This window comes from Actinorugispora endophytica (assembly GCF_004363075.1).
Lineage (GTDB): Bacteria > Actinomycetota > Actinomycetes > Streptosporangiales > Streptosporangiaceae > Actinorugispora > Actinorugispora endophytica.
Map to the genome: position 1 here is coordinate 28488 of NZ_SNYN01000020.1, position 21100 is coordinate 49587.

Consider the following 21100-nt stretch of genomic DNA (forward strand, 5'->3'; position numbering starts at 1 on the left):
CTTCCCAAGGAGCGGGCTGGGGCCGTCGGAGTGAATTGAACGGCCAGCCCGGTGGTGCGAACCGGCTGGGGCCGGGTCAGGCATGCCCAACGTGGATGCTGGAACCGTTGCCGGGCAACGGCCCTTTTACCCGATCGCGGCGGGTTCTGGGTACAGCCAGACATTGGGGCGATGGGCTCGATGATGCTGCCCGCGGGCCATCCTGTCGTTCCTGTGTGAGGAAAACGAGACTTCGGCGGTTTGGGCAGAGCCACGGGCACGCCGTGGGCTCGACACAGTGACAACCGTGCGGAGCGCTCGCGGGACGAAAACCACTTGAGCGAAAGACGCGGAAAACACTGCGGCGGATGAGCACACGCCCCGCATTGGGGCATCTGGTGCTTCACCTAGCCTAACATCACCGGAGCCCACAGCTATTCCTCGACGCAAGTCTATGAACGGGGAGAAGTGACACGGACCCCTGCCGGATCGATTCTTAAGGGGCGTATGTGCCAATCCGTACCCGCTCGCTTCTGGATTGAATCAAGCAGAGCGGCGCTGATTTGCGGGGAATCCCCGCCGTCCCCGGTCGCGGCCCCCGGAACGCCGTGGTCGGTGGTCGAGCACAGTACCAGCACGGTCGGCCCCGCTCCCGAGACCACCGCGGCCAGGCCGTCGCCGCGCAGGGACTCGACGAGCGCGGCGCTGCCGGGCATGGCCCCGGCCCGGTACGACTGGTGCAGCCGGTCCTCGGTCGCCTCGAACAGCAATTCGGGATGGCCGGAAACGGCCGCGACCAGTAGCGCGGACCGGCCCGCGGAGAACGCGGCGTCGGCGTGCGGCACCGATTCGGGCAGCAGCCCCCGGGCGCGTTCGGTGGACAGGCTGTCCCCCGGCACGCACAGGACCGGCAGCACGCGCGGGGAGGGCCGCGACGACAGCGCGCGCCACGCCCCGGCGCCACGCCAGGCGATGGTGAACCCGCCGTAGACGCAGGGGGCGACGTTGTCGGGGTGGCCCTCCATGTCGGCGGCCGTCCGGAAGACCCAGTCCCGGTCCACCTCCCCGGCTCCCGTTCCCCGGACGCCCGCCAGCGCCGCCGCGGCCGTCACGCCCGCGACGATCGCCGAGGCCGAGGATCCGAGGCCGCGGCCGTGCGGGACGGCGTTGCGACAGCGCAGGTCGATTCCCGGCATCTCGCCGCCGATGGAGTCGAAGGCGGCGCGCATGGCCCGCACCACGAGGTGGGTGTCGTCCAGGGGCACGTCGCCGGCTCCCTCCCCCTCGACGGCCACCGTGATCCGGCGGTCGTCGCGGACGACGGCCTCGACCTCGTCGAACAGGTCCAGGGCCAGGCCCAGCGAGTCGAAACCGGGGCCGAGGTTCGCGCTGGTCGCGGGGGTGCGCACGGTCACCGCGGGGTGGAGCGGCTGAGGCATTCGGAAGACTCCCGTCGGAGGGGGTTCGACGGTCAGACGAGTCCGAGCGCGGAGGCCGCGGCTCGGGCGTCGACGGGGACCGTGGTGGCGGAGGAGGCTCCGGCCAGCGCCCAGTCGGGGTCCTTGAGCCCGTTGCCGGTGACCGTGCAGACGACGCGGCTGCCCCGCTCGATCAGCCCGGCCCCGACCGCCTGGAGCAGGCCCGCGACGCTGGCCGCGGAGGCGAGTTCGACGAAGACGCCCTCCTCCCCGGCGAGCAGGCGGTAGGCCGAGAGGATCTGCCGGTCGGTGACGGCGTCGATGCGGCCGCCGGACTCGTCCCTGGCCTTCTCGGCGAACGCCCAGGAGGCGGGGTTGCCGATCCGGATCGCGGTGGCGATGGTGCGCGGCTGGGTGACCGGCGCGCCGTTCACGATCGGGGCCGAACCGCTGGCCTGGAAGCCGAACATGCGCGGCAGCCGGGTGGCGGACCCGTCGGAGCGGTACTCCTGGTACCCCATCCAGTAGGCCGTGATGTTGCCCGCGTTGCCCACCGGCAGGCAGTGGATGTCGGGGGCGTCGCCGAGGGCGTCCACGATCTCGAAGGCCGCGGTCTTCTGCCCCTGGAGCCGGAACGGGTTGACCGAGTTGACCAACGCGACCGGGTAGTCGACGGAGAGCTTCCGGGCCAGTTCCAGGCAGTCGTCGAAGTTGCCGTCGACCTGGAGGAGCTGGGCGCCGTGCACGAGGGCCTGGGCGAGCTTGCCCATGGCGATCTTGCCCTGCGGGACCAGGACGGCGCAGGTCATCCCGGCGCGCACCGCGTAGGCCGCGGCGCTGGCGCTCGTGTTTCCGGTGGAGGCGCAGATGACGGCCTTGGCCCCGTCCTCGGCGGCCTTCGTGATGGCCATGGTCATACCGCGGTCCTTGAAGGACCCGGTGGGGTTGAGTCCCTCGACCTTGAGGAACACCTCGCAGCCGGTCAGTTCCGAGACCCGCGTGGCGGGTACCAGCGGCGTGCCGCCCTCAAGCAGGGTGACGACCGGGGTGTTCGCCGTGACGGGAAGGCGGTCGCGGTACTCCTCGACGACCCCTCGCCACGCCCGTGCCATGCTCACGACAGGGCCCTTTCGAGTGGTGTGCAGATTGGGTGACCGGGTGCCGCCCCGGTGGGGGCGGCGCGGGTCGGTGCGGCCGACGCACCCGACGCGGGCGGAGGCCCGGCGGGCCACCGCGCGCGGCCTCGTGATCTGACCACGAGTGTAGGCCCACCCGACCCGGCGTCCGAATCCAGAGCCGGATGTCCCACCAGGCGAGACGGGTACGCCTCGACCCGGCGATCCGGTCCCGGAGCGGTCACCGGATGTCGCTGAACGTCTCGACCCGCATGACGCTGGCGACCGCGCGGACCATGTCGTCGCGGGCGCGCAGCTGCGTCACGGTCCTGGAGAGCGCGGCGTCCGGCGCGGGGTGGCTGACCAGGACGAGCTGCGCGTCGCCGCCGAGCCCCTCCTGCCGGACGTTCTTGATGGAGACCCCGTTCCCGGCGAACACCTCGGCGACGCCGGCCAGCACGCCGGGCCGGTCCGCGACGTCGAGGGCCACGTGGTAGCTGGTGATGGTCTCCCCCATGGGGTGCACGGGCAGGGCGCTGTCCTCCTCGCCCTCGGCCACCGAGGTGTTCGCGAGCCGGTTGCGGGCCACCGCCACCAGGTCGCCCAGGATCGCGCTGGCGGTGGGCGCGCCGCCGGCGCCCGCGCCGTAGAACATCAGCCGGCCGGCGGACTCGGCCTCGACGAACACCGCGTTGTACGCCTCGCCGACGGTGGCCAGGGGGTGCTCTCGGGGCAGCATCACCGGGTGCACCCGCACTCCGATGGAGGCGTCGTCGGCCGAGCGCTGGCAGATCGCCAGGAGTTTGACGACGCAGCCCATCGCCTTCGCGCTGGCGATGTCCCCGGCGGAGACCTCGGTGATGCCCTCGCGGTGCACGTCTGCGGCGGTGACCTCGGTGTGGAAGGCCAGCCGGGCCAGGATCGCGGCCTTGGCCGCGGCGTCGAAGCCCTCCACGTCGGCGGTCGGGTCGGCTTCGGCGTACCCCAGGGACTGGGCCTCCTCCAGCGACTCGGTGAAACCGGCGCCGAGTCCGTCCATCCGGTCCAGGATGTAGTTGGTGGTGCCGTTCACGATGCCCAGCACCCGGTGCACGCGGTCCCCGGCGAGGGAGTCGCGCAGCGGGCGCAGCAGCGGGATCGCCCCGGCGACGCTGGCCTCGTAGTAGACGTCCACTCCGGCCTCGCGGGCGGCGGTGTGGATCGTCGCGCCGTCCTCGGCGAGCAGCGCCTTGTTGGCGGTGACCACCGACTTGCCCGCCTTGATGGCGGCGAGGATGAGCGAGCGGGCCGGTTCGATGCCGCCGATGACCTCGACGACCAGGTCGATGTCGTCCCGGGTCACCAGGCTCATGGCGTCGGTGGTGAACAGCTCGGGGGGCACGCCCGTGCCTCGGGCGCGCCCGAGGCGGCGCACCGCGACGCCTCCGATCTCCAGGGGCGTCCCGGTGCGGGCCGCGAGTTCGGACGACTGCTCGTCGAGCAGCCGGACCACTTCAGAGCCCACAACGCCGCAACCCAGCAGCGCCACCTTCAGTGCCATAAGAGGGTGACTCCCGTTTCTTCACTCATTGTCCGTGTCCAGGTCTTCACGAGGCCGTCGGCCAGGGTCAGCCTACGTCCAGCCGGAGCAGGTCCTCTTCGGTCTCCCGCCGGACCAGCGTGCGCGCGACGCCCCCCCGGACCGCGACCACGGCGGGACGCGGCAGGTGGTTGTAGTTGCTGGCCATGGAGTGGCAGTAGGCGCCGGTGGCGGCGACCGCCACCAGGTCGCCCGTGCGCAGGTCGGTAGGCAGGTACAGGTCGCGCACGACGATGTCGCCGCTCTCGCAGTGCTTGCCGACCAGACGGGAGAGCATGGGCTCGGCGTCGCTGTCGCGCGAGGCCAGCACGCACGTGTACTCCGACCCGTACAGCGAGGTGCGGATGTTGTCGCTCATGCCGCCGTCGACGCTGACGTAGGTGCGGATCCCCTCCACGTCCTTGATGGTGCCGACCTCGTACAGGGTGACCCCGGCGGGCCCGGCGACCGCGCGGCCCGGCTCCACCGCGATGCGCGGCATCGGCAGGTCGTTCGCGGCGCACTCGTGCGCGACGATCCCGAGCAGGCGCTCGGCGATGGTCTTGGGCTCCAGCGGGTCGTCGCCGGGCAGGTAGGCGATGCCCAGGCCGCCGCCGAGGTCGAGTTCGGGCAGGAAGACGCCGTGCTCGGCGTGGATCCGGGTGAGGAAGGCGCTGAGGCGGCGCGCCGCGACCTCGAACCCGGCGGTGTCGAAGATCTGCGACCCGATGTGCGAGTGCAGGCCGACCAGGTTGACGTGCTCGGAGGCGAGCAGGCGGCGCACGCCCTCCGCGGCGGCCCCGCTGCTCATGGCCAGGCCGAACTTCTGGTCGTCGTGCGCGGTGGCGACGAACTCGTGGGTGTGCGCCTCGACACCGGTGGTGACCCGGACCAGGACGTCGGGGACGCGGCCGTGCTCGGCCGCGAGGCGCTCCAGCCGCTCGATCTCGTCAAAGGAGTCGACGATGATCCGGCCCACGCCCACCTCGACGGCGCGGGCGAGCTCGGCCTCGGACTTGTTGTTGCCGTGCATGCCGATCCGCTCCGGGGGGAAGCCCGCGGCGAGCGCGACGGCGAGTTCGCCCCCGCTGCACACGTCGAGCTTGAGCCCCTCCTCCAGCACCCAGCGGGCGACGGCCTTGGTGAGCAGGGCCTTGCCCGCGTAGTAGACGTCGGCGTCGGCGTCGCTGAAGGCCAGCCGGTAGTCGCGGGCGCGGGTCCGGAAGTCGTCCTCGTCCAGCACGTACAGCGGGGTGCCGTAGTCGCGGGCGAGCTCGGTGACACCGACGCCACCGATGGTGATCTCGCCGTTCACCCGCTCGGCCGTACGCGGCCACACGTTCGCGTCGAGTTCGGTCAGGTTCACGGGCGGGCCGGGCGGGTGCTCCTCGGGAAGCACGTCCGCGTGGCGCGGTCCGGCGGGGTGGGCGTAGCGGCTCATGGGCGAGACTCTCGGCTGGACGGAATTGCGTGTTCGGTGGCTCGGCGCGCGTCGGGGCGGCGACCGGGCGCGGACCGGGGTGCCTCACAGCCTTATGGGCGCGGACACACCGATGAGAGACAGCCCCGTGCGCAGAACACCGGCGACGGCGGCGCAGGTGTCGAGCCGGGCCGCGGTGGTCTGGTCGTGCGCGCCGCCGGCGCCCTCACCGGCCTCGTTGCCGGTGGCGCGCCCCGGGGCGGCGCCGCGGGACTCCCACCACTCATGGTAGGCAGCGCGGAGCCCTTCCAGGTATCTCACCAGGATATGGGGTTCGCTACGTCGGGCCGCGGCCCGGAGCGCGGCGGGGCCGTCGAAGAGCTCGCCGAGCAGCGCCTCGGCCGCGGGGCGGGTGAGTTCGGACACCGCGGACGCGGTGTACGGGCGGTCCGCGGGGGTGCGGCGGTGGCCGAGCGCGGAGGCCCACCGCGTGTGGGCGGTGTGGGCGTGCGCGTGGGCGTAACGGACGGCGAAGGCGGGGTTGGCGTCGGTGTTGCGGCCCCAGGCGCCGGGGTCGCGGTGAGTGGGCAGGGCCGGCAGGTCCGGACCGGTGGACTCGCCGGGGCGGACCTGGTCGTCGGGGCTCCGGCAGAAGGCGACGCGGGCGCTGTCACCCCCGATGACGGCGAGCAGCCGGGCGGCCCCGGTCGCGGCGGCGCCGGGGCGCGTGTCGAGAAGGGCGTCGCGCCAGGTCGCCTCGGCCGGGGGCGGCGGCAGCGCGGCGGCGGCCGTGTCGGGGTCCGTGGCGAGGGCGATCCGGCGGCGCGCGTCCGCTCGCGCCCGCTCGCGGGCCCGGGCCGGGTCGGGCTCCCGTTCCAAGGGGGACAGCTCCCACTCCGGGCGGTCTTCCGTGGGAGCCGATGCGCGGCCCCCCGGAGGAAGTCCCAGCAGGTGGCCGCCGGGGTCGTCCGCGACGACCCGGGCGAGGGCCGCGCGCGCCGCCGGTTCGACCGCGAGGTTGACGAACCCGGGTCCGTCGGCCCGCGCGTCCACGACCTGGGGGCAGTCCCGCAGCACCGCCGCGACGTCGGCCGCGAGTTCGCGGGCGGGTCGGCGTGCCCGACCCGCGAGGCGCATGGGCAGGGCGCTGGCGTACTGCCCATGCGCGCCGGGGGGTGTGCGGCGCGGCCGCTCACCGGGCAGGCCCTCGGGGGGAAGACCTGTCGCGACCGCGCAGGCCCACCGCAGGAGGAGGTCCAGTTCCCGGGGCGTCGCGGCGTCGAGCGCGGGCGGGTCGAAGGTCCGCCCGGACGGAGAACCCACACGTCCCCCTTCGTCCACCGACCCTGGCCCCGCCCACGGTAGCCGGTGCCCGTCGCGCCCGATGCGAGTGTCCCGAGGTACGCGACGGGGACGGCGGATGACCGCGCGGCCGGGGCCGTGGACGTGTCTCCTGGTGGTCCTCCCGGTGATCTTGACCTTTTCGGGGTCTCCATCGCCTCCGAGACCCCGAAAAGGTCAAGATCACCGGGGGAAAGGGACACCACCCCGGACAAGGTCCTCCCCGGCGGACTTCAGGCGCGGGACACTAGCGGGCGGCCGCCAGGTTCTTCACGATGCTGATGAGCTCGGCCGGGTCGAAGGGCTTGGTGACGAACGCGTCCACCCCGATGTCGGCACCCCGGCGCAGGTCCGCGTCCTGTGCCCGGGCGGTGATGAGCACGACCCTCACCTTCCGGGTCGCGGCGTCCTCCTTGAGGCGCGTCGCGGTGACCCACCCGTCCAGCCGGGGCATCATGACGTCCAGCGTGATCACGTCCGGCCCCACCTCTCCGACGCGCTCCAGGCAGTCCCGCCCGTCCACGGCGGTGTGCACCTCGAACCCCTCCAATCTCAGGTTCAAGGCGATGAGCTGCCTGATCACCTCATCGTCGTCCACCACGAGTACCCGTCCCAGAGCTTCTCCCACGGCGTGACACTAGCGCCCGGGCCCCTCTTTCCGCCGGGAGATGCCCAACCCCGCGGCCGGACCGCACGACCCACCCCGTCACCCCTGCTAGAGTTGTGCACGCACTGAGCCCCCTTAGCTCAGGGGATAGAGCAACGGCCTCCGGAGCCGTGTGCGCAGGTTCGAATCCTGCAGGGGGCACAGAATACCGACGACGACAGACGCCGCACTGACCAGGCAAGACACCTGGCGGGCGGCGTCTCTTCGTATGTCAGGTCACGTCATCGTGCACCATGTTCACCGAGCTTCCGTGGACCACTCGTGGACCGCCTGTGGACCGGACATAGACGACAAAAAGGGTGGGGACTCCGAAAACACTCGGAGTCCCCACCCTTGACACTTCACCAGCATGTGATCCGGGTCACCCGTGATCGCCTATCCGGTCGATCCACACGTCGTCCATCCCCTTCCACACCTTGGCGTAGGTGCGGTCGAGCACTTCGACGCTGTGTCCCGCCCATTCCGCGACCTGGGTCGCGGGCACTCCCCGGTTGAGCCGGTAGGTCACCCCGGCGTGCCGAAGGTCGTACGGCCGCTTCAGCAGCGGCCCTCCGACGGTGTGGCCCGGCATCCGGGTCACGGGCCGACCGCGGACGGACTCGGACGCTGCGGCGCCTCGGTCGCGACCGGCGCGGCACGCCGGCCGCGCACCAGCATGACCGCGGGCACCGCGGCGAGGGCGAAGAGCATCCCGGCCATCAGGACGTAGAGGTGCACGCCGGCCGCCGTGCTCACCGGGGCGCCGCCGGCGAGGGTCCCGGAGACGCGGGTGGCCTTGAGGATCTCGCTTCCGGCGAAGCTGAAGACGACCGAACCGAGAGCGAACACGACCGACACCAGACCGGAGACCGTGCCCTGCCGCTCGGGCGGCGCGAGGTCGGTCGCCAGGTTGTAGCCGGACGTCGCGATCGCGCCGGCGGCCAGGCCGACCATGGCCCAGCAGGCGATCGCCAGCGGGAGCACCGACACGCCCGCCAGCATCAGGAAGGTCGCCACCGCCCCGACGGCGATGGCTGCGAGGAGGGGCTTTGCCGGGCCGAACCGCCCCGCGACCCATCCGGCGAGCGTGCCGCCGGCCACGATGCCGAGCGAGGAGGTGGCGAGCAGCACTCCGATCGCCTCTCCGTCGCCCAGCCCGTAGCCGAGCCCCAGGTCGGGGGGCACCTGGGCGATGAGGCTCGTCAGTTGCAGCATGCTCCGGAAGGAGCCCGCGGCCAGTACCAGGGCCAGTAGCGTCAGCAGGACCGGTCGGCTGAGGGCCCGGATGTCGATGATGGGCTCGGCGACCCGCAGGGCGAGGAACGCCCAGCCGGCCAACGCGCCGGCGCCGGCCACCAGCAGCACGAGCATGCCCGCGGACAGCCATCCGGAGTCTCCACCGAGACTGGCGTAGGCGAGCACCGCGCCGAGCCCGCCGCCGAGCAGCAGCGCCCCGCCCACGTCGATCCGGCCGGTGCCGCGAATCGACGACTCCGGGATGAAGAAGCGCACGCAGAGCGCGGCCGCCACAGCGAGCAGGCCCGCCACGACGAACACGCTCCGGTAGCCGAACACGTGGATGATCGGCTGCATCACCAACGGCTCGATGATCCCGACGATCGACGAGCCCGATGTCACGAGCCCGATCGCGGGCATGGCCACCTGCGGGGCGCAGAGCTGGCGGATGAGAGCCACCGTGATGAAGATCGCGCTCAGGGCGGCCCCTTGAAGGAAACGCCCCGCCAGAAAGATCCAGACGTTGGGTGCGACGAGGCAGACCAGCGCGCCCAGGCATGCGATCGACAGCGTGGTGACGAGCAGCCGGCGTTGACCGAAGATGTCGGAACTCTTCGCGAGCAGTGGCGACCAGATGGCCCCGGCCAGCATCGCGCTTGCGCTCAGCCATGCGACCTGGTCGGTGTCGAAGTGCTCGAGCAGCTGGGGCAGGACCATCATGGGGGAGGCGATGGCCACGTCGGCCAGGACGTTGGCGAGGATGAGAACGGCCACCCAGAGGATGAGCCGCCTGCTCCATCGGTGCTCCCGGGCGCCGGGAGCGGCCTCGTCCAGTGTGTCTTTCACATGCATCCTCTCCAGCGCGTCAGGAGTGAAGGACTCTTTGCGCCGGGTTCAGCGCCTGTCGGTGTCCGCTGCTCGCAGGGCCTCGTTGCGGGCGGCGATGGCGGACCAGCTGGTCGGCAGCATGCGTTCGCGGCCGCCGTCGACGCTGTCCTGGGCGAAGGTGACGTAGGGGCGCTGCCGGGCCTCGTACCGTTCGAACGCGGCGGTGTGGTCGCCCCCGCACCGGTCGAGCTCTTCGGCGAGGATGCGGGCGCCGGTGAGCGCGAGTGACGTGCCCCGGCCGGAGAGGAAGGCCGGGCTGTAGCCGGCGTCCCCGACGAGGACGACGCGGCCGCGGTGCCAGGAGGGCAGGTGGATCTGGCTCGCGGAGTCGAAGAAGAAATCGGGGTCGGCGCGGACCGCGTCGAGCAGTTCCGGGATTCTCCACGACTGGTGGTCCGCGAAGGTGTCGATGACGATCTTCTTCTGGGCGTCCAGGTCGTGGCGGTCGTAGGCGAGCGGTTCCGAGCGGAACTGGAAGACCGCGACGGCCTTGTCCTTGTACCAGAAGGTGCCCGCCAGCCGGCCCGGGACGTTGTATATCGAGTTGACGTCCTCGGATCGGGTTCCGTCGGGGAGCGCGGCGAGCGCGATGTAGACGCCGAGGTGGCGGAGGTAGTCCTCTTCCGGCCCGAACACCAGCCTGCGTACCGCCGAGTGCTGCCCGTCGGCACCGACCACGAGGTCGTACCGCCTGGTGCGGCCGGAGGCGAAACGCACGCTGACACCGTCGCCGCTTTCGGCCAGCGCCCCGATCGAGTCCTCGAAACAGATCGCCGCGGTGTCCGGGAGCGCGTCGGCGAGGATGCGCATGAGGTCCTCGCGGAGGATCTCGATGTCGTCGTCGGAGTCGCTTATCCGGGCTACGGGGATGCGGCCCACCGGCTCGCCGTCGCTGTCGACGAACCGGGTGGACTCGGTCATCCGTAGTCGTCGCCCCCGGATCTCCGCCAGCAGACCCATCTTCTCCGCGGTCTCGACCGCGTCACCGCGGATGTCGATGGGTGTGCCCGCGAGTCGGAGGTGACGGCCGTACTCGACGACGGTGACGTCGTGGCCGCGGGTGCCGAGTTCGAGTGCGGCGGCGAGGCCGGCGATACCGGCTCCGGAGACAAGGATGTTCACGTTGTGTGCTCCAGGTGTGACTGGGCGGATGTGCCGGTCGGATCGCCGCCGGCCCGCCGGTGGGCAGGGGAGGGCACGGAGCGGCGTGGTCGGCGGATGGGCCGCCGTGATGGCGGCCCGGAGATTAAAGCGCCTAATTGTTGCTTTTAAGGAGCCTACTGGTGACCGACTTGCACCGCAACGCCCCCATGGCGACAATCGGCACCTGAGCAGAGGAACAAGAGGTGAGCAGGGCGATGGCCGACGAGACCGCTGACCGGCCGCCCGCACGGCGCCCCGGTGGCCGCAACGCGCGGGTGCGAGCGCAGATCCTCGCCGCGACCGTTGAGCTCGTCGCGCGCGACGGCGTCGTGGGCTTCCGCTACGAGGAGGTCGCCGAGCTCGCCGGCGTGCACAAGACCAGCGTCTACCGCAACTGGCCCGACCGTGAGGAGCTGATCGTCGACGCCCTGCTGCGCTACGCCGAGGGCCTCGCGTCGGTCGCCGACACCGGCGACCTCCACCGGGATCTGGCGGACTTCCTGATGGGCATCGCCGGCGGCCTGGAGACACCGTTCGGCCGGACGCTCGAACAGGCCGTCCAGCCCGCCCGCCAAAGCCCCTCGGTCCGGCAGGCGCTGGACAGGGTTCTCGACCAGCGCGTGGCCGCCATGCGGCGGCGGGTGGACACCGCCGTCGACCGGGGCGAGCTGCCCCCGGTCGACATCCCCTTCCTCGGCGAGATGATCTCCGGTCCTGTGCACCTCATCGTCAACCGCGGCCTACGCGCGTTCACCCGCGCGGACGCGGAGCGCATCGTCGCCGTGGTGCTCGCCGGCATCCGGGCCACGGCACCGCACGGCTGAGCACCCGCCGCGCCGACCGGCCGGAGGAGCGGCTCGCGCCAGTGCCGCGAAGGCCCGTCGGGACCGCCGCGGCCGAGGTCTGCCTGCCACCGCGCCGCGGGCCGGACGCCTCGCATACGGACCGTAGGAAGACCCGCACGGCTTCGGGGCCGCTGGAGGCACGGGGGGCGCCCCGGCGCGCTCGGCCGGCGTCCGGCCGTCACCGGGGAGCACCTGCGAGGGCCGACCGCATCCGATGGAATCGGCGACCGGGGAGGCCCGGTCCCGGGCTCTTCGTGCGCGCGGTCGTCTCGCGCCCGCCGGTCAGAGGTCGGCCTTCTCCCAGAGCAGGCGGGTGGCCGACCCGGGGTCCTCGACGACGGCGGGGCCCGGGTGGTTGAAGCGCATGATGTGGCGGGTGCGAGGGGTCCACCGGGCCCAGCCCGGGTCGCCGGTGGCGGCGAAGCGGACCCAGGCGTCGTGCATGGCGGCGCCCAGTGGCCGGGGCGCGTCGGGGCCGGTCAGAGCGGCACCCGCCTCGAAGGTCTGGAAGACGAAGGGCACCTCCAACGCGTGGCAGGCGCCCAGGATCCCGCCCAGGCGGGGCGTGCGCCAGGCGAACTCGTAGCCGAACGTGTTCGCGGACGCCTCCGCGCGGGCCTCGGCGACCCGGTAGGCGGGGATGCGGAACACCTGGTCGGTGACGACGGCGGCGAAGACGTCGCCGGGGTCGTCGCTCTGGCAGGAGGTGGCGTAGACCCTGGCCGCGCCGGGGTCCAGCCCCACCCTGGCCAGGTGCGCGGACAGGTGCTCCTCGGTGATGAACGGCAGGAGGCCGGTGGGTGCCAGGAACAGCCGGTACTCGTCGGTGGTGGTGCCGATCATCAGGTCGACGTCGTGTCCGGCGCCCGCGGCGATGGCCTCGACCGGCCGCCGCTCCAGCAGGCCGCCGTCGACGACCGGGGCGTACGGCAACGGCATGGCGCCCCCCGCGATCCGCTCGCCCCACACCCCCGCGTCGGGGGCGCCCCGGATCTCCCGCGAGATCCGGTCCTGCTCCGCGAGCAGCCGGTCCACCGGCACCCCGGCCAGGCCGGCCGCCGTCGGCTCGACCCCCAGGCGTTCGGCCAGCACCCGGGTGACGGTGGCGGCGTCGCGCGCGTCCACGACCGTGTTCCCGGCCCCCGACTGGGCGACGGCCCGCCGGAACAGCCCCCGGGCACGCGGCGTCGACAGCAGCGCGCAGACGCTCATCGCGCCCGCGGACTCCCCGAACACGGTGATGTTGTCGGGGTCGCCGCCGAAGCCGCCGATGTTGTCGCGGACCCACTCCAGCGCGGCGATCTGGTCGAGCAGCCCCAGGTTGGCCGGGGCGTCGGGGAACAGCCCGAAGCCCTGCACGCCGAGCCGGTAGTTGAAGCTGACCGCGACCACGCCGTCCCGGGCGAAGGACGACGCCTCGTAGACCGGCTCCGAACCCGAGCCGTTGCTGAACGCGCCGCCGTGGATCCACACCATCACCGGCAGTCCGGCGGCGCCCGGGTCCGGGCTCCAGACGTTGAGGTTGAGGAAGTCGTCTCCCGGGACGGAGCGCTCGACGAGCAGCCGCGCGATGGCCTCGGGGTAGGGCGGGCGGGGCGCGGTGGGCCCGAAGGCGGTGGCGTCGCGCACGCCCTCCCGGCGATCGGGCGGGCGGGGCGGGGCGAAGCGGTCCGGCCCGACCGGGGGCGCGGCGTACGGGATCCCGCGGAAGACCGCGACCCCGTCGCCCCTGACCCCCCGCACCTCTCCGCCGCGCGTCCTGGCAACGACCTCCACGAGTACACCGCCCCTCTCGCCGAACCGATGACTCTTCCTACGTAGGGCAAAGGATCGGTGTCAATAGACGATGGTTAGGATCGACTTCCGCCGCTTGGTTCCCCGACCACGCCCCGCGTCTCGCGGGCGGCCCGGAGGTCTCATGAACACCGCGTCCACGACACCCGTTCATGCCCGCACCACGTGGAGCGCGGTCGAACCCGTCCATCTCCTGGTCTACTTCGCCCCGCAGGCGGAAGCCGCGTACTCGGCGATCGGTCTGGAGCCCGCCGTCATGGGCTACTTCGCCTCCCGGTCGGCGGCGCTGGGCGCGGTGGGCCCCGGCCTGGTCGCGGCGGCCTTCCACAGTTTCAACCCCGCGGTGGTGGCCTCGGTCATCCCCCGGGCGTGGACCCTGGCCGACCCCGGGACGGTGCTGAAGGCCCGGCTGGACGTGGTGGACGCGGCGCTGCGCGCCGTCGCGGGGGAGGCCCTGCTCGGGTCCGACGGGGTCGCCGAGGCGGCGGAACTGGCGCGGACCGCGGCGCTGGAGGCGTCCCGGCACACGCACGGACGCCCGCTGTTCGCCGCGCACGCCGGGTTGGACTGGCCGGTCGAACCGCACCTGGTCCTGTGGCACGCCCAGTCCCTGCTGCGCGAGTACCGGGGCGACGGGCACGTGGCCGCGCTGCTGGTGGCCGGGCTGGACCCGGTGGAGTCGCTGGTGACGCACGCCGCGACGGGGTACGCGAGCACGCGCGGGCTGCGCCGGACCCGCGGGTGGGACGAGCGGGACTGGGACGCCGCCGTCGGCCGCCTCACCGAACGCGGCCTGGTGGCGACGGCCGCCGACGGCACCCTCGCCCTCACCGAGGCGGGCACCGCCCTGCGCGGGGAGATCGAGGCCCGCACCGACGCGCTGGCGCTGCCCGCCTACCTCCCCCTGGGAGCCGAGGGCTGCGCCCGGCTGGCCGAACTCGCCGCGCCGCTGGCCGAAACCGTCAACGCGGCGGGGCTGCTCCCGGGGACCAGGAACAGGAAGTCCTGAGTCCTCCGGAGACCGCGCCGTGCCGGGCCGGGTCCCCGGTCGCCGACGGCGCTACGCTTCTGTGCCGTGCAGGAGACGCGCCTCGACACCGCTCGGATCAGGGCTGCCCGCCGGGTGATCGACCCGGTTTTTCTCGACACTCCGCTGTACCGCTGCGAGGCGCTGGAGCCCGGCCTCGGGTGCGCGGTGAGCATCAAGCTCGAAACGGCGAACCCGGTCCGCAGCTTCAAGGCCCGCGGCACCGAGGTAGCCGCGAGCCTGCTCGCCGACCACGGCCCGCGCGCCGTGGTGTGCGCCAGCGCGGGAAACCTCGGCCAAGCCCTCGCCTGGTCCGGTCGCGGCCGGGGGCTCGACGTGACCGTCGTGACGTCCCGCTTCGCGACTGCGGTCAAGCTTGACCGCATCCGCGCGCTGGACGCCAGGTTGGAGCTGGTGGACGGCGACCACGAGACGGCTCGCGAGCGGGCGGCCGCCATCGCTCGGTACGACGGCATCCGGCTGCTCGAAGACAGCCTGGACATCGAGACCTGCGAGGGCGCGGCGACCATCGGTCTGGAACTGGTGGACGCCGCGCCGTCGTTCGACGCCGTCCTGGTCGCCCTCGGCGGCGGGGCGCTGGCCACCGGCGTGGGCCATGTGATGAAGACCCTGGCAACCGGCGTCGAGGTGGTCTGCGTCCAGCCACTGGGCGCGCCGGCGCTGACACACTCGTGGCGCCGGCGACGCGTCGTCACCACCGACTCGACCGACACCATCGCTGACGGCGTCGCGGGCCGGCGTCCCATCCCGGCCGTCCTGGACGATCTCCTCCTGGTCGCTGACGACGCCGTCCTGGTCCAGGAGGCGTCGATCATCGCCGGTATGCGGATGCTCCTCGACCACGCCGGCCTCGTCGTCGAGCCGTCGGCCGCGCTCGGCATCGCGGCGATCCTCGAAGACCGCGACCGCTTCGCCGGCCGACACGTAGCCACCATCGTGTGCGGCAGCAACGTCGACGTGGACGCCTATCACCGCTGGGTCGGCGCGGCTCCCGTCCACAGGCCCTGACAATCACCCCGGTCCGGCGCGGGGCCGGCCCCGCGCGCTCGCGCCGCCGTCGCTTCGCGAACGCCGCGCGGTCTTCCACGGCCCGCTCCGGTCCCCGGCGGTCCGAGAGCCCCGCACGACTTCCGCGGATCCCGGCGGCGGGCCCTCCCGACGTCCGACGGGCCGCGCCGGCGTGCCGGGAGACCGGCGGTGTTCCAGATTCCCGGGTCCGCGACCGCGTGACACGCTACTGTCTGCGGGCATCCTCACCGAAACCCTGAAAACCGCCACCACCTGGTCGAACACTCCTCCCCTCCGCTGGGAGGCCGTCGACTCGACCCACCGGGCGCCACACGGCCCCGAAGACGCGAAGACGCCGCGCCGCGTTCCGCGCGCCCGTCCGGCGGGCCCGCCGCCGTACCACGCGGCCGTCTCCCACCATCACGCGGTGGCATCGGCCACCGGTCCGGACGACCGTCGAGACCAGCCCTCCGGGCGTGGACGTCCCCGATCCCGGAACCCCCTCGGCGCACTCGGCCCGGGAAAGCTCATCCCCGACACAACGGCATAAGCGGGCGCCGGTCCGTGGTGCCCCTGCCACGAGATGTGAAAAGAGGGGCACGTGCGAATCAGGCAGGCAAGCCGTCGCGGAGTCGCAGCCAACAACGAGGACCGTATCGGAGCCGGGGCGGACTGGGCGTTCGTCCTGGACGGGGCCACCGCCCCGTCGGGCGTGGCCAGCGGGTGCGCGCACGACGTGAGCTGGCTGGTGGACCGGTTGGCCGAGGCCCTGCGCGTGACGCTGGGCACGCCGATGCCGTTGCCGGACGCGCTCGCCGTCGCGATCGAGCGGGTGCGGTACGCGCACGGCGGCGGGTGCGACCTGGACAACCCCGACAGCCCCTCGGCGACCGCGGTCCTGGCCCGGCGCTCCGAGCATGGGCTGGACTACCTGGTGCTGGCCGACTCGGCGGTGCTGTTCGCCCAGGACGACGGAACCGTGCGCGCGGTCAGCGACGACCGGGTGGACCGCCTCCCGGGCGGCCGCCCCTACAGCCGGCAGCTGGTGCGCGAGTCACGCAACACCCCGGGCGGCTTCTGGGTGGCCAGCACGGTCCCCGAAGCCGCCTACCAGGCGGTGCTCGGAACCGCGCGGGCGAGCGAGTTCGCGCTGATGTCGGACGGCTGCACCCGCCTCGTGGACTACTACGGCCATACCTGGGAGTCCGTCTGGCGCCACCTGCGCGAACGCGGACCGCACTCCCTCGTCGACTGGGTCCGCGCCGAGGAGGTCCGCAACGGCGTCCCGTTGGGCAAAATCCACGACGACGCCACCGTCCTACACGCGGTGTTCACCCCCGACCAGGCCCGACGCCTCACCACGGCGGTCCGCTGACAGCGGCGGTCGCCGGTCCTGACGTCGGCGTCCCCGGACCGTTCCGGGCGGCGCCGACGTCAGGACCGCCGGCGGCTCCTCACCAACCGGCCAGTTCCATCACGACCTTGAACTCGGCGCTGTTCGCGCGGCCCCGGTTCGCGAGGGCCGTGGCGAAGACGGGACCGAAGGCGACGCACCATCTGAGCAGGCGCTGGGACGGCACCCCGATGCCGGGGGCCAGGACCGCGATCCGGTCGTTGACCTCGTCCAGCGAGGCGGCCTTCCACACCGCCCAGTCGACCGCGTCCACGGCCGCGTCGCCCAGGCAGCCGCGCGGGTCGATGGCGACCAGGCCGCGCTCGGCCCCGCCGTCCAGGACGTTGCCCGGGTGCAGGTCACCGTGCAGGGGCACGACGTTCTCGTCCCCGCAGGCCAGGCCGCGCGCCAGGGAGTGCCCGTGGTGCATGAGCGGAGCCGGGACGAAGTCGGCCGCGGGACCGTCCGCGCGCGCCCGCTCCCACAGGTCGAAGATGAAGTTGACCCGGCTGTCCAGCGGGTGCAGTTCCCACAGCGCCGACTCGGTCACCTGGACTTCGTGAAGTTCGTTGATGAGGCCGCTGATCCGCTCCATCGGGGGGACCGTCCCGGTCTCGGCGATGGTGCGGCCCGGTTCGATGGCCTCCATCAGGATCCCGCCGCGCCGGGCGTCCACCTCGTACACGCCCGGAACCCTGCGGGTCGGCTGCCACACGGCCAGCACGCGCGCCTCGGCCGCGATCAGCGGGGGGTCCGGGCTCACCTTGAGGACGGCGGCCGTTCCGTCGGTCCGCCTGCAGTGCACCACCACCGAGGTCTGTCCGTGCGGCCCGCCCCCCTCCACCGTGAAGGCCCAGCGTTCGGCGAGCTCCGTGACGAGTTCGGGAAGTCCGTCCAGCCAGTTGAGCGCTCCGCTTCCGAAGCGCCTGACCAATCGGCTTCGCTGTTTGTCATCGACCAACTGCGCTGTGACGTCACTCATGAGGACCACCCTACGGACATCGCACTTCCAGTATCCCCGCTTCCCCCGTGGGCGGTCGTCACTCCTGCCCTGGTCGTCGCCCATGAGGCACAGGCCAGGCCACGTACGCTCGCCTCCGCGGCCGGAAGCGGACAATTCCGGCGGGTCGGCGTGTCCGGCTCCCCCGGCCTGGTCAGCGGCGCCCCGGGCCCCGCGGAGGGCCGGGGTACGGGCCGGGCCCCCGGGGGCGGCCCGGCGCCCGCGGGGGCCGCGGCCCTTCGTTGACGGCCCGGACGACGAGCCAGACGACGACCGCGAGCAGCGGGAGGACCACCAGGACGAGGAGGACGACGAGCAACGCGAGAAAGGTCATGCCGCCTTACCATAGCGACCGCCTCCTCCGCCGGACGCGCTCCCCTACGGGAGCCCGGCCCCGGGTAGGGGAGCCGGACCCCGGGCGGGGGCTCCGCGGACACCTCCGGGCGGAACGCGTCCGCGGCCCCGCTCCCCGGTCGGCCTCCCACGACCGTCCGAAGCGTCCGGACTCAGGCGGCCAGGCGCGCGGTGGCGGCGCGGTGCTGGGCCAGCAGGGTGTCGATGACGACCGCGGACGGGCCGAACGGCGCGGTGACGGTGGTGGCGCCGATGTCGCGCAGCCGGTCGAAGTCCGAGCCTTCCACCAGCTGCCAGGTCGCGACCGCGACCCGGCCGTGGCCGTTGCGCCGCAGGCGGGTCACGGCGTCGGAGACCGACGGGGCCCAGGCGTTGAGGTAGCCGACCTGGACGGGCGACTGGACGCGGCGGCTCAGCATGCGCGCCACATCCGTCACCTGGCGGCGCTCGTCGTTGTCGGGGCCGCCGTCGGCGGCGAGGACGACGCCGTCGCCGGGGCACCAGCCCGCCGCGCGGAGCTGGGCGGCGAGCTTGGCGACGATCGAGGGCACCGCGCCCAGGGGTGCCGTCGCGCAGGCGTCGAAGCGGTCGCTGATGTCGAGACCGGAGAGGAGTTCGGTGCTGGCCGTGTCGCTGCCCGCGAGAAAGGCCGGGACCACCACGAGCGGCCCCTGGACCGACTCCACCGTGGCCTGGAGTTCGGCGTGCGAACCGAAGGCCGTGCGCACGGGCGCCTCGCCCCGCTGAACCACCGCTTCCGCCAGGCCGCAGAGCGCGTCCCTTCGGTGCGCGTCACGCGATCCATCCGCTACGAGAACCATGGTTGGAACCATAACCACTTCCTCCAAAACCACCGAGTAACCCCGCCCGTCGACGCGAGAGCGTAATGAGCACGGGTTTCACACGAATGAAGTCGTGTTACACATGCGGCAACAGTGCCTAATGACGCTGTTCGCCCCGTCCAAGGGGCGGTAAAGACCAGGTCGGTTGACTCCGAGCGCGACCTCGAGGGGCGGGCACCCTCGACGATCAGCACCGGTAGCCACACTCTTCAGAGGATAAGCGAAAAGAATTACTTTTTCCACATCGCGGCAATGTTGCCCCCGTCACTCGCGGCACCATCTCGCGAGAGTCGGATCGACCGATGTCCTAAGACATCGAGGACCGGATCGCAGCCAATCAGCAACCTCTCCAGAGAGATTCACACGAGCGTGAACGTACTATTTCCAGTCGGCATCGGAGAACCCTGAAATACCCAGTAGAGACCAAGATTTAACACATTTTCCCAAACCCGCCGCGCGGAATGGTAGAAAATTAAAAGAATACCTACCGAGATAACGGAAAATGCTCGGACGTGCGTGTTCCGGGGCCGAACCGGCCACTCCCCCGCGTACCCGGCGCCCCGCGTTCCGCCGGTGGCCGCGCGTCCTCCCCGAATCGTTCACTCCTCCCGACGCGCTCCCCGTCCGGGGAAGAACCCGCCACAATCGACAGCGAGGCGACGAACCAGAGGAGGCCCGCGTGCCGTCGACCGCACACGAGGAACTGGCGCGCGGGGACACCCGCGTCCCCGGATTGGGCACGCTGCTCACCCCCGACGCGCTCTCGGACCTGCTCGACTCCCTACTTCCCGCCGACGCCGAGCGCCCCCTCGGGGTCGAGGTGACGCACCGGCGCTACCGGCCGGGGACCGGACTCGCCACCGGGTTCACCGCGCGCTACCCGGACGGCACCCGGCACGCCTTCGCCCGGGCCCTCGCCGCCGACGCGGCACCGGGCGGACTCGCCGAGGAGGTCCGCTACGCACGGCGGTGGGTCCCGGAACCCGCCGGGCGCGCCGTCGACATCTCCGACGTCGAGGAGCCCCGGCTGCGCGGCCCGCTGCACGACCCCGGGCTCTGCCTGGTGGTGGGACCGCCCGTGGACGACCTGGCACTCACCGCCGTCCGGCACTTCGCGTCCGCGCCGGACCGGTTCGGCGCACCGGACGGCGGATCGGCGCGCACCCTCGCCTACCGGCCGGGGCGGCGCTGGGTCGGCCGGATCGACGACGCGGACGGCCGCCCCGTGACCGTCGTGCGCGCCCGATCGGGGAAGGTGAACGCGTCCGCCTACCTGGCGTCGGCCGCCGCCGGAATCCCGGTACCCGACCTGGTCCGGATCAGCCGGTACGGGCTGGTCGCCACCCGGTGGGTCCCCGGGGAGCCGCTGGACCTGCTGCCGGCGCGGGGATCCGCCGCAGGGGACGCCACGCTCGCGGAGGCGGGCCGCCTGCTGGCCCGGCTGCACTCGGTGCCGCCACCCCGGGAGCTCCTCCCCGCCGACCTCGGAGCCGAGGCGACCGCCGCCGCCTCGGAGGTGGGCGGCCTCGTTCCCGGCCTGGCCGGGCGCGCCGAAGCGGTGGCGCTGCGCTGCGCGGACGCGCTGGCGGATCCGTCCGGGCCCCGGGTCCTGGCCCACGGCGGGTTCCGCGCCGCGCGGGTCCTGGTCGGCGAGCGCGGCCCGGCCCTGGCCGACCTGGACCGGGCGCGCGTCGCCCACCCCGCGGCCGACCTGGCGGACTTCGCCGCGGCCGAGTACGCGGCCGGGCGGAGCGGCGACGGTCCCGCCGCCGTACTGGGCCCGCTGCTCGACGGCTACCTGGACGAGGCGCCCGCCGCGTACGCGGCGGGGGTCCTCGGCGCGCTGGACGCGTTCACGTCCGCGGCGCTGCTGTGCCGGGCCGCGGCCCCGTTCCGGCACGGCGCCCCCGACTGGGACACGCGCGCCGCCGCTCTCGTCGCCCTGGCGGAAGACACCGGGGGGCGCGCGCCCGGGCGCTGAACGACCCCGTCAGCCGCCGGGCTCCCGTCTCCTCACGGCAGCGCGGGGGCGAAGCGCGGGAGGCCGCCGCCGCCCCGCCGTGATGGTGGTG

18 protein-coding genes and 1 tRNA gene are annotated in these 21100 nt (G+C 73.0%); 6 read left to right on the forward strand and 13 right to left on the reverse strand.

Going from position 1 to position 21100, the window contains the following annotated elements:
- Positions 1-431: 431 nt before the first annotated feature.
- The 6 genes from thrB to EV190_RS18465 all read right to left on the reverse strand — a co-directional run bounded on the left by thrB (position 432) and on the right by EV190_RS18465 (position 7459).
- Complete coding sequence (thrB, locus tag EV190_RS18440) at positions 432-1418, reverse strand: homoserine kinase (RefSeq protein WP_133742846.1); 987 nt, start codon at positions 1416-1418, stop codon at positions 432-434.
- A 32-nt stretch (positions 1419-1450) separates the two neighbouring features.
- Entirely contained in the window at positions 1451-2509 is a 1059-nt protein-coding gene (thrC, locus tag EV190_RS18445; RefSeq protein ID WP_208113233.1) for a threonine synthase, read from the reverse strand.
- Positions 2510-2753: 244 nt separating this feature from the next.
- Complete coding sequence (locus EV190_RS18450; RefSeq protein WP_133742848.1) at positions 2754-4052, reverse strand: homoserine dehydrogenase; 1299 nt, start codon at positions 4050-4052, stop codon at positions 2754-2756.
- A gap of 67 nt (positions 4053-4119) precedes the next feature.
- Positions 4120-5511, reverse strand: a complete 1392-nt coding sequence (lysA, locus tag EV190_RS18455; protein WP_133742849.1) for a diaminopimelate decarboxylase — start codon at positions 5509-5511, stop codon at positions 4120-4122.
- Positions 5512-5595: 84 nt separating this feature from the next.
- Entirely contained in the window at positions 5596-6813 is a 1218-nt protein-coding gene (locus tag EV190_RS18460; protein WP_243742662.1) for a DALR anticodon-binding domain-containing protein, read from the reverse strand.
- Positions 6814-7078: 265 nt separating this feature from the next.
- Complete coding sequence (locus EV190_RS18465) at positions 7079-7459, reverse strand: response regulator transcription factor (RefSeq protein ID WP_243742663.1); 381 nt, start codon at positions 7457-7459, stop codon at positions 7079-7081.
- A 108-nt stretch (positions 7460-7567) separates the two neighbouring features.
- Between EV190_RS18465 and EV190_RS18470 the strand changes: the two genes are divergently transcribed.
- Positions 7568-7639, forward strand: a tRNA-Arg gene (locus EV190_RS18470).
- Positions 7640-7859: 220 nt separating this feature from the next.
- Here EV190_RS18470 and EV190_RS18475 read toward each other — a convergent pair.
- The 3 genes from EV190_RS18475 to EV190_RS18485 are packed head-to-tail and all read right to left on the reverse strand — an operon-like array spanning position 7860 to position 10723.
- On the reverse strand, positions 7860-8078 hold the full coding sequence (locus tag EV190_RS18475) for a hypothetical protein (protein ID WP_341770566.1): 219 nt from the start codon (positions 8076-8078) through the stop codon (positions 7860-7862).
- Positions 8075-9559 carry an MFS transporter gene (locus EV190_RS18480; RefSeq protein WP_133742851.1) on the reverse strand — a complete coding sequence of 495 codons (1485 nt, stop codon included), beginning with the start codon at positions 9557-9559 and terminating at the stop codon, positions 8075-8077. Before EV190_RS18480 ends, EV190_RS18475 begins: the two co-directional genes overlap by 4 nt.
- Positions 9560-9607: 48 nt before the next feature.
- The gene (locus tag EV190_RS18485) at positions 9608-10723 is read right to left on the reverse strand and encodes an FAD-dependent monooxygenase (protein ID WP_133742852.1); all 1116 of its coding nucleotides are present in this window, start codon (positions 10721-10723) and stop codon (positions 9608-9610) included.
- A gap of 224 nt (positions 10724-10947) precedes the next feature.
- On the opposite strand from EV190_RS18485, the gene EV190_RS18490 reads away from it, so the two are divergent.
- The gene (locus tag EV190_RS18490; protein WP_243742664.1) at positions 10948-11568 is read left to right on the forward strand and encodes a TetR/AcrR family transcriptional regulator; all 621 of its coding nucleotides are present in this window, start codon (positions 10948-10950) and stop codon (positions 11566-11568) included.
- Positions 11569-11871: 303 nt separating this feature from the next.
- Here EV190_RS18490 and EV190_RS18495 read toward each other — a convergent pair whose 3' ends face one another.
- Positions 11872-13365: a carboxylesterase/lipase family protein gene (locus EV190_RS18495; RefSeq protein ID WP_133742853.1), complete on the reverse strand. Its 1494-nt coding sequence runs from the start codon at positions 13363-13365 to the stop codon at positions 11872-11874.
- Positions 13366-13507: 142 nt separating this feature from the next.
- Between EV190_RS18495 and EV190_RS18500 the strand changes: the two genes are divergently transcribed.
- The 3 genes from EV190_RS18500 (at position 13508) to EV190_RS18515 (ending at position 16814) form a co-directional block, all read left to right on the forward strand.
- Positions 13508-14392: an SCO6745 family protein gene (locus tag EV190_RS18500; protein ID WP_133742854.1), complete on the forward strand. Its 885-nt coding sequence runs from the start codon at positions 13508-13510 to the stop codon at positions 14390-14392.
- Positions 14393-14458: 66 nt separating this feature from the next.
- Entirely contained in the window at positions 14459-15439 is a 981-nt protein-coding gene (locus EV190_RS18505; protein WP_133742855.1) for a threonine ammonia-lyase, read from the forward strand.
- A 601-nt stretch (positions 15440-16040) separates the two neighbouring features.
- Positions 16041-16814 carry a protein phosphatase 2C domain-containing protein gene (locus EV190_RS18515; RefSeq protein WP_133742857.1) on the forward strand — a complete coding sequence of 258 codons (774 nt, stop codon included), beginning with the start codon at positions 16041-16043 and terminating at the stop codon, positions 16812-16814.
- Between the two features lie 79 nt (positions 16815-16893).
- Here EV190_RS18515 and EV190_RS18520 read toward each other — a convergent pair whose 3' ends face one another.
- The 3 genes from EV190_RS18520 to EV190_RS18530 form a co-directional block, all read right to left on the reverse strand.
- A complete protein-coding gene (locus EV190_RS18520; RefSeq protein WP_133742858.1) occupies positions 16894-17814 on the reverse strand; it encodes an aminoglycoside phosphotransferase family protein in 921 nt (306 codons plus the stop codon).
- A gap of 172 nt (positions 17815-17986) precedes the next feature.
- On the reverse strand, positions 17987-18166 hold the full coding sequence (locus tag EV190_RS18525; RefSeq protein WP_133742859.1) for a hypothetical protein: 180 nt from the start codon (positions 18164-18166) through the stop codon (positions 17987-17989).
- A gap of 172 nt (positions 18167-18338) precedes the next feature.
- Positions 18339-19019 (reverse strand): sirohydrochlorin chelatase, encoded by a 681-nt coding sequence (locus tag EV190_RS18530; RefSeq protein ID WP_133742860.1) that lies wholly within the window; start codon positions 19017-19019, stop codon positions 18339-18341.
- A gap of 688 nt (positions 19020-19707) precedes the next feature.
- Here EV190_RS18530 and EV190_RS18535 point away from each other — a divergent pair.
- Positions 19708-21009 (forward strand): phosphotransferase, encoded by a 1302-nt coding sequence (locus tag EV190_RS18535; protein WP_166655505.1) that lies wholly within the window; start codon positions 19708-19710, stop codon positions 21007-21009.
- Positions 21010-21100 lie beyond the last annotated feature (91 nt).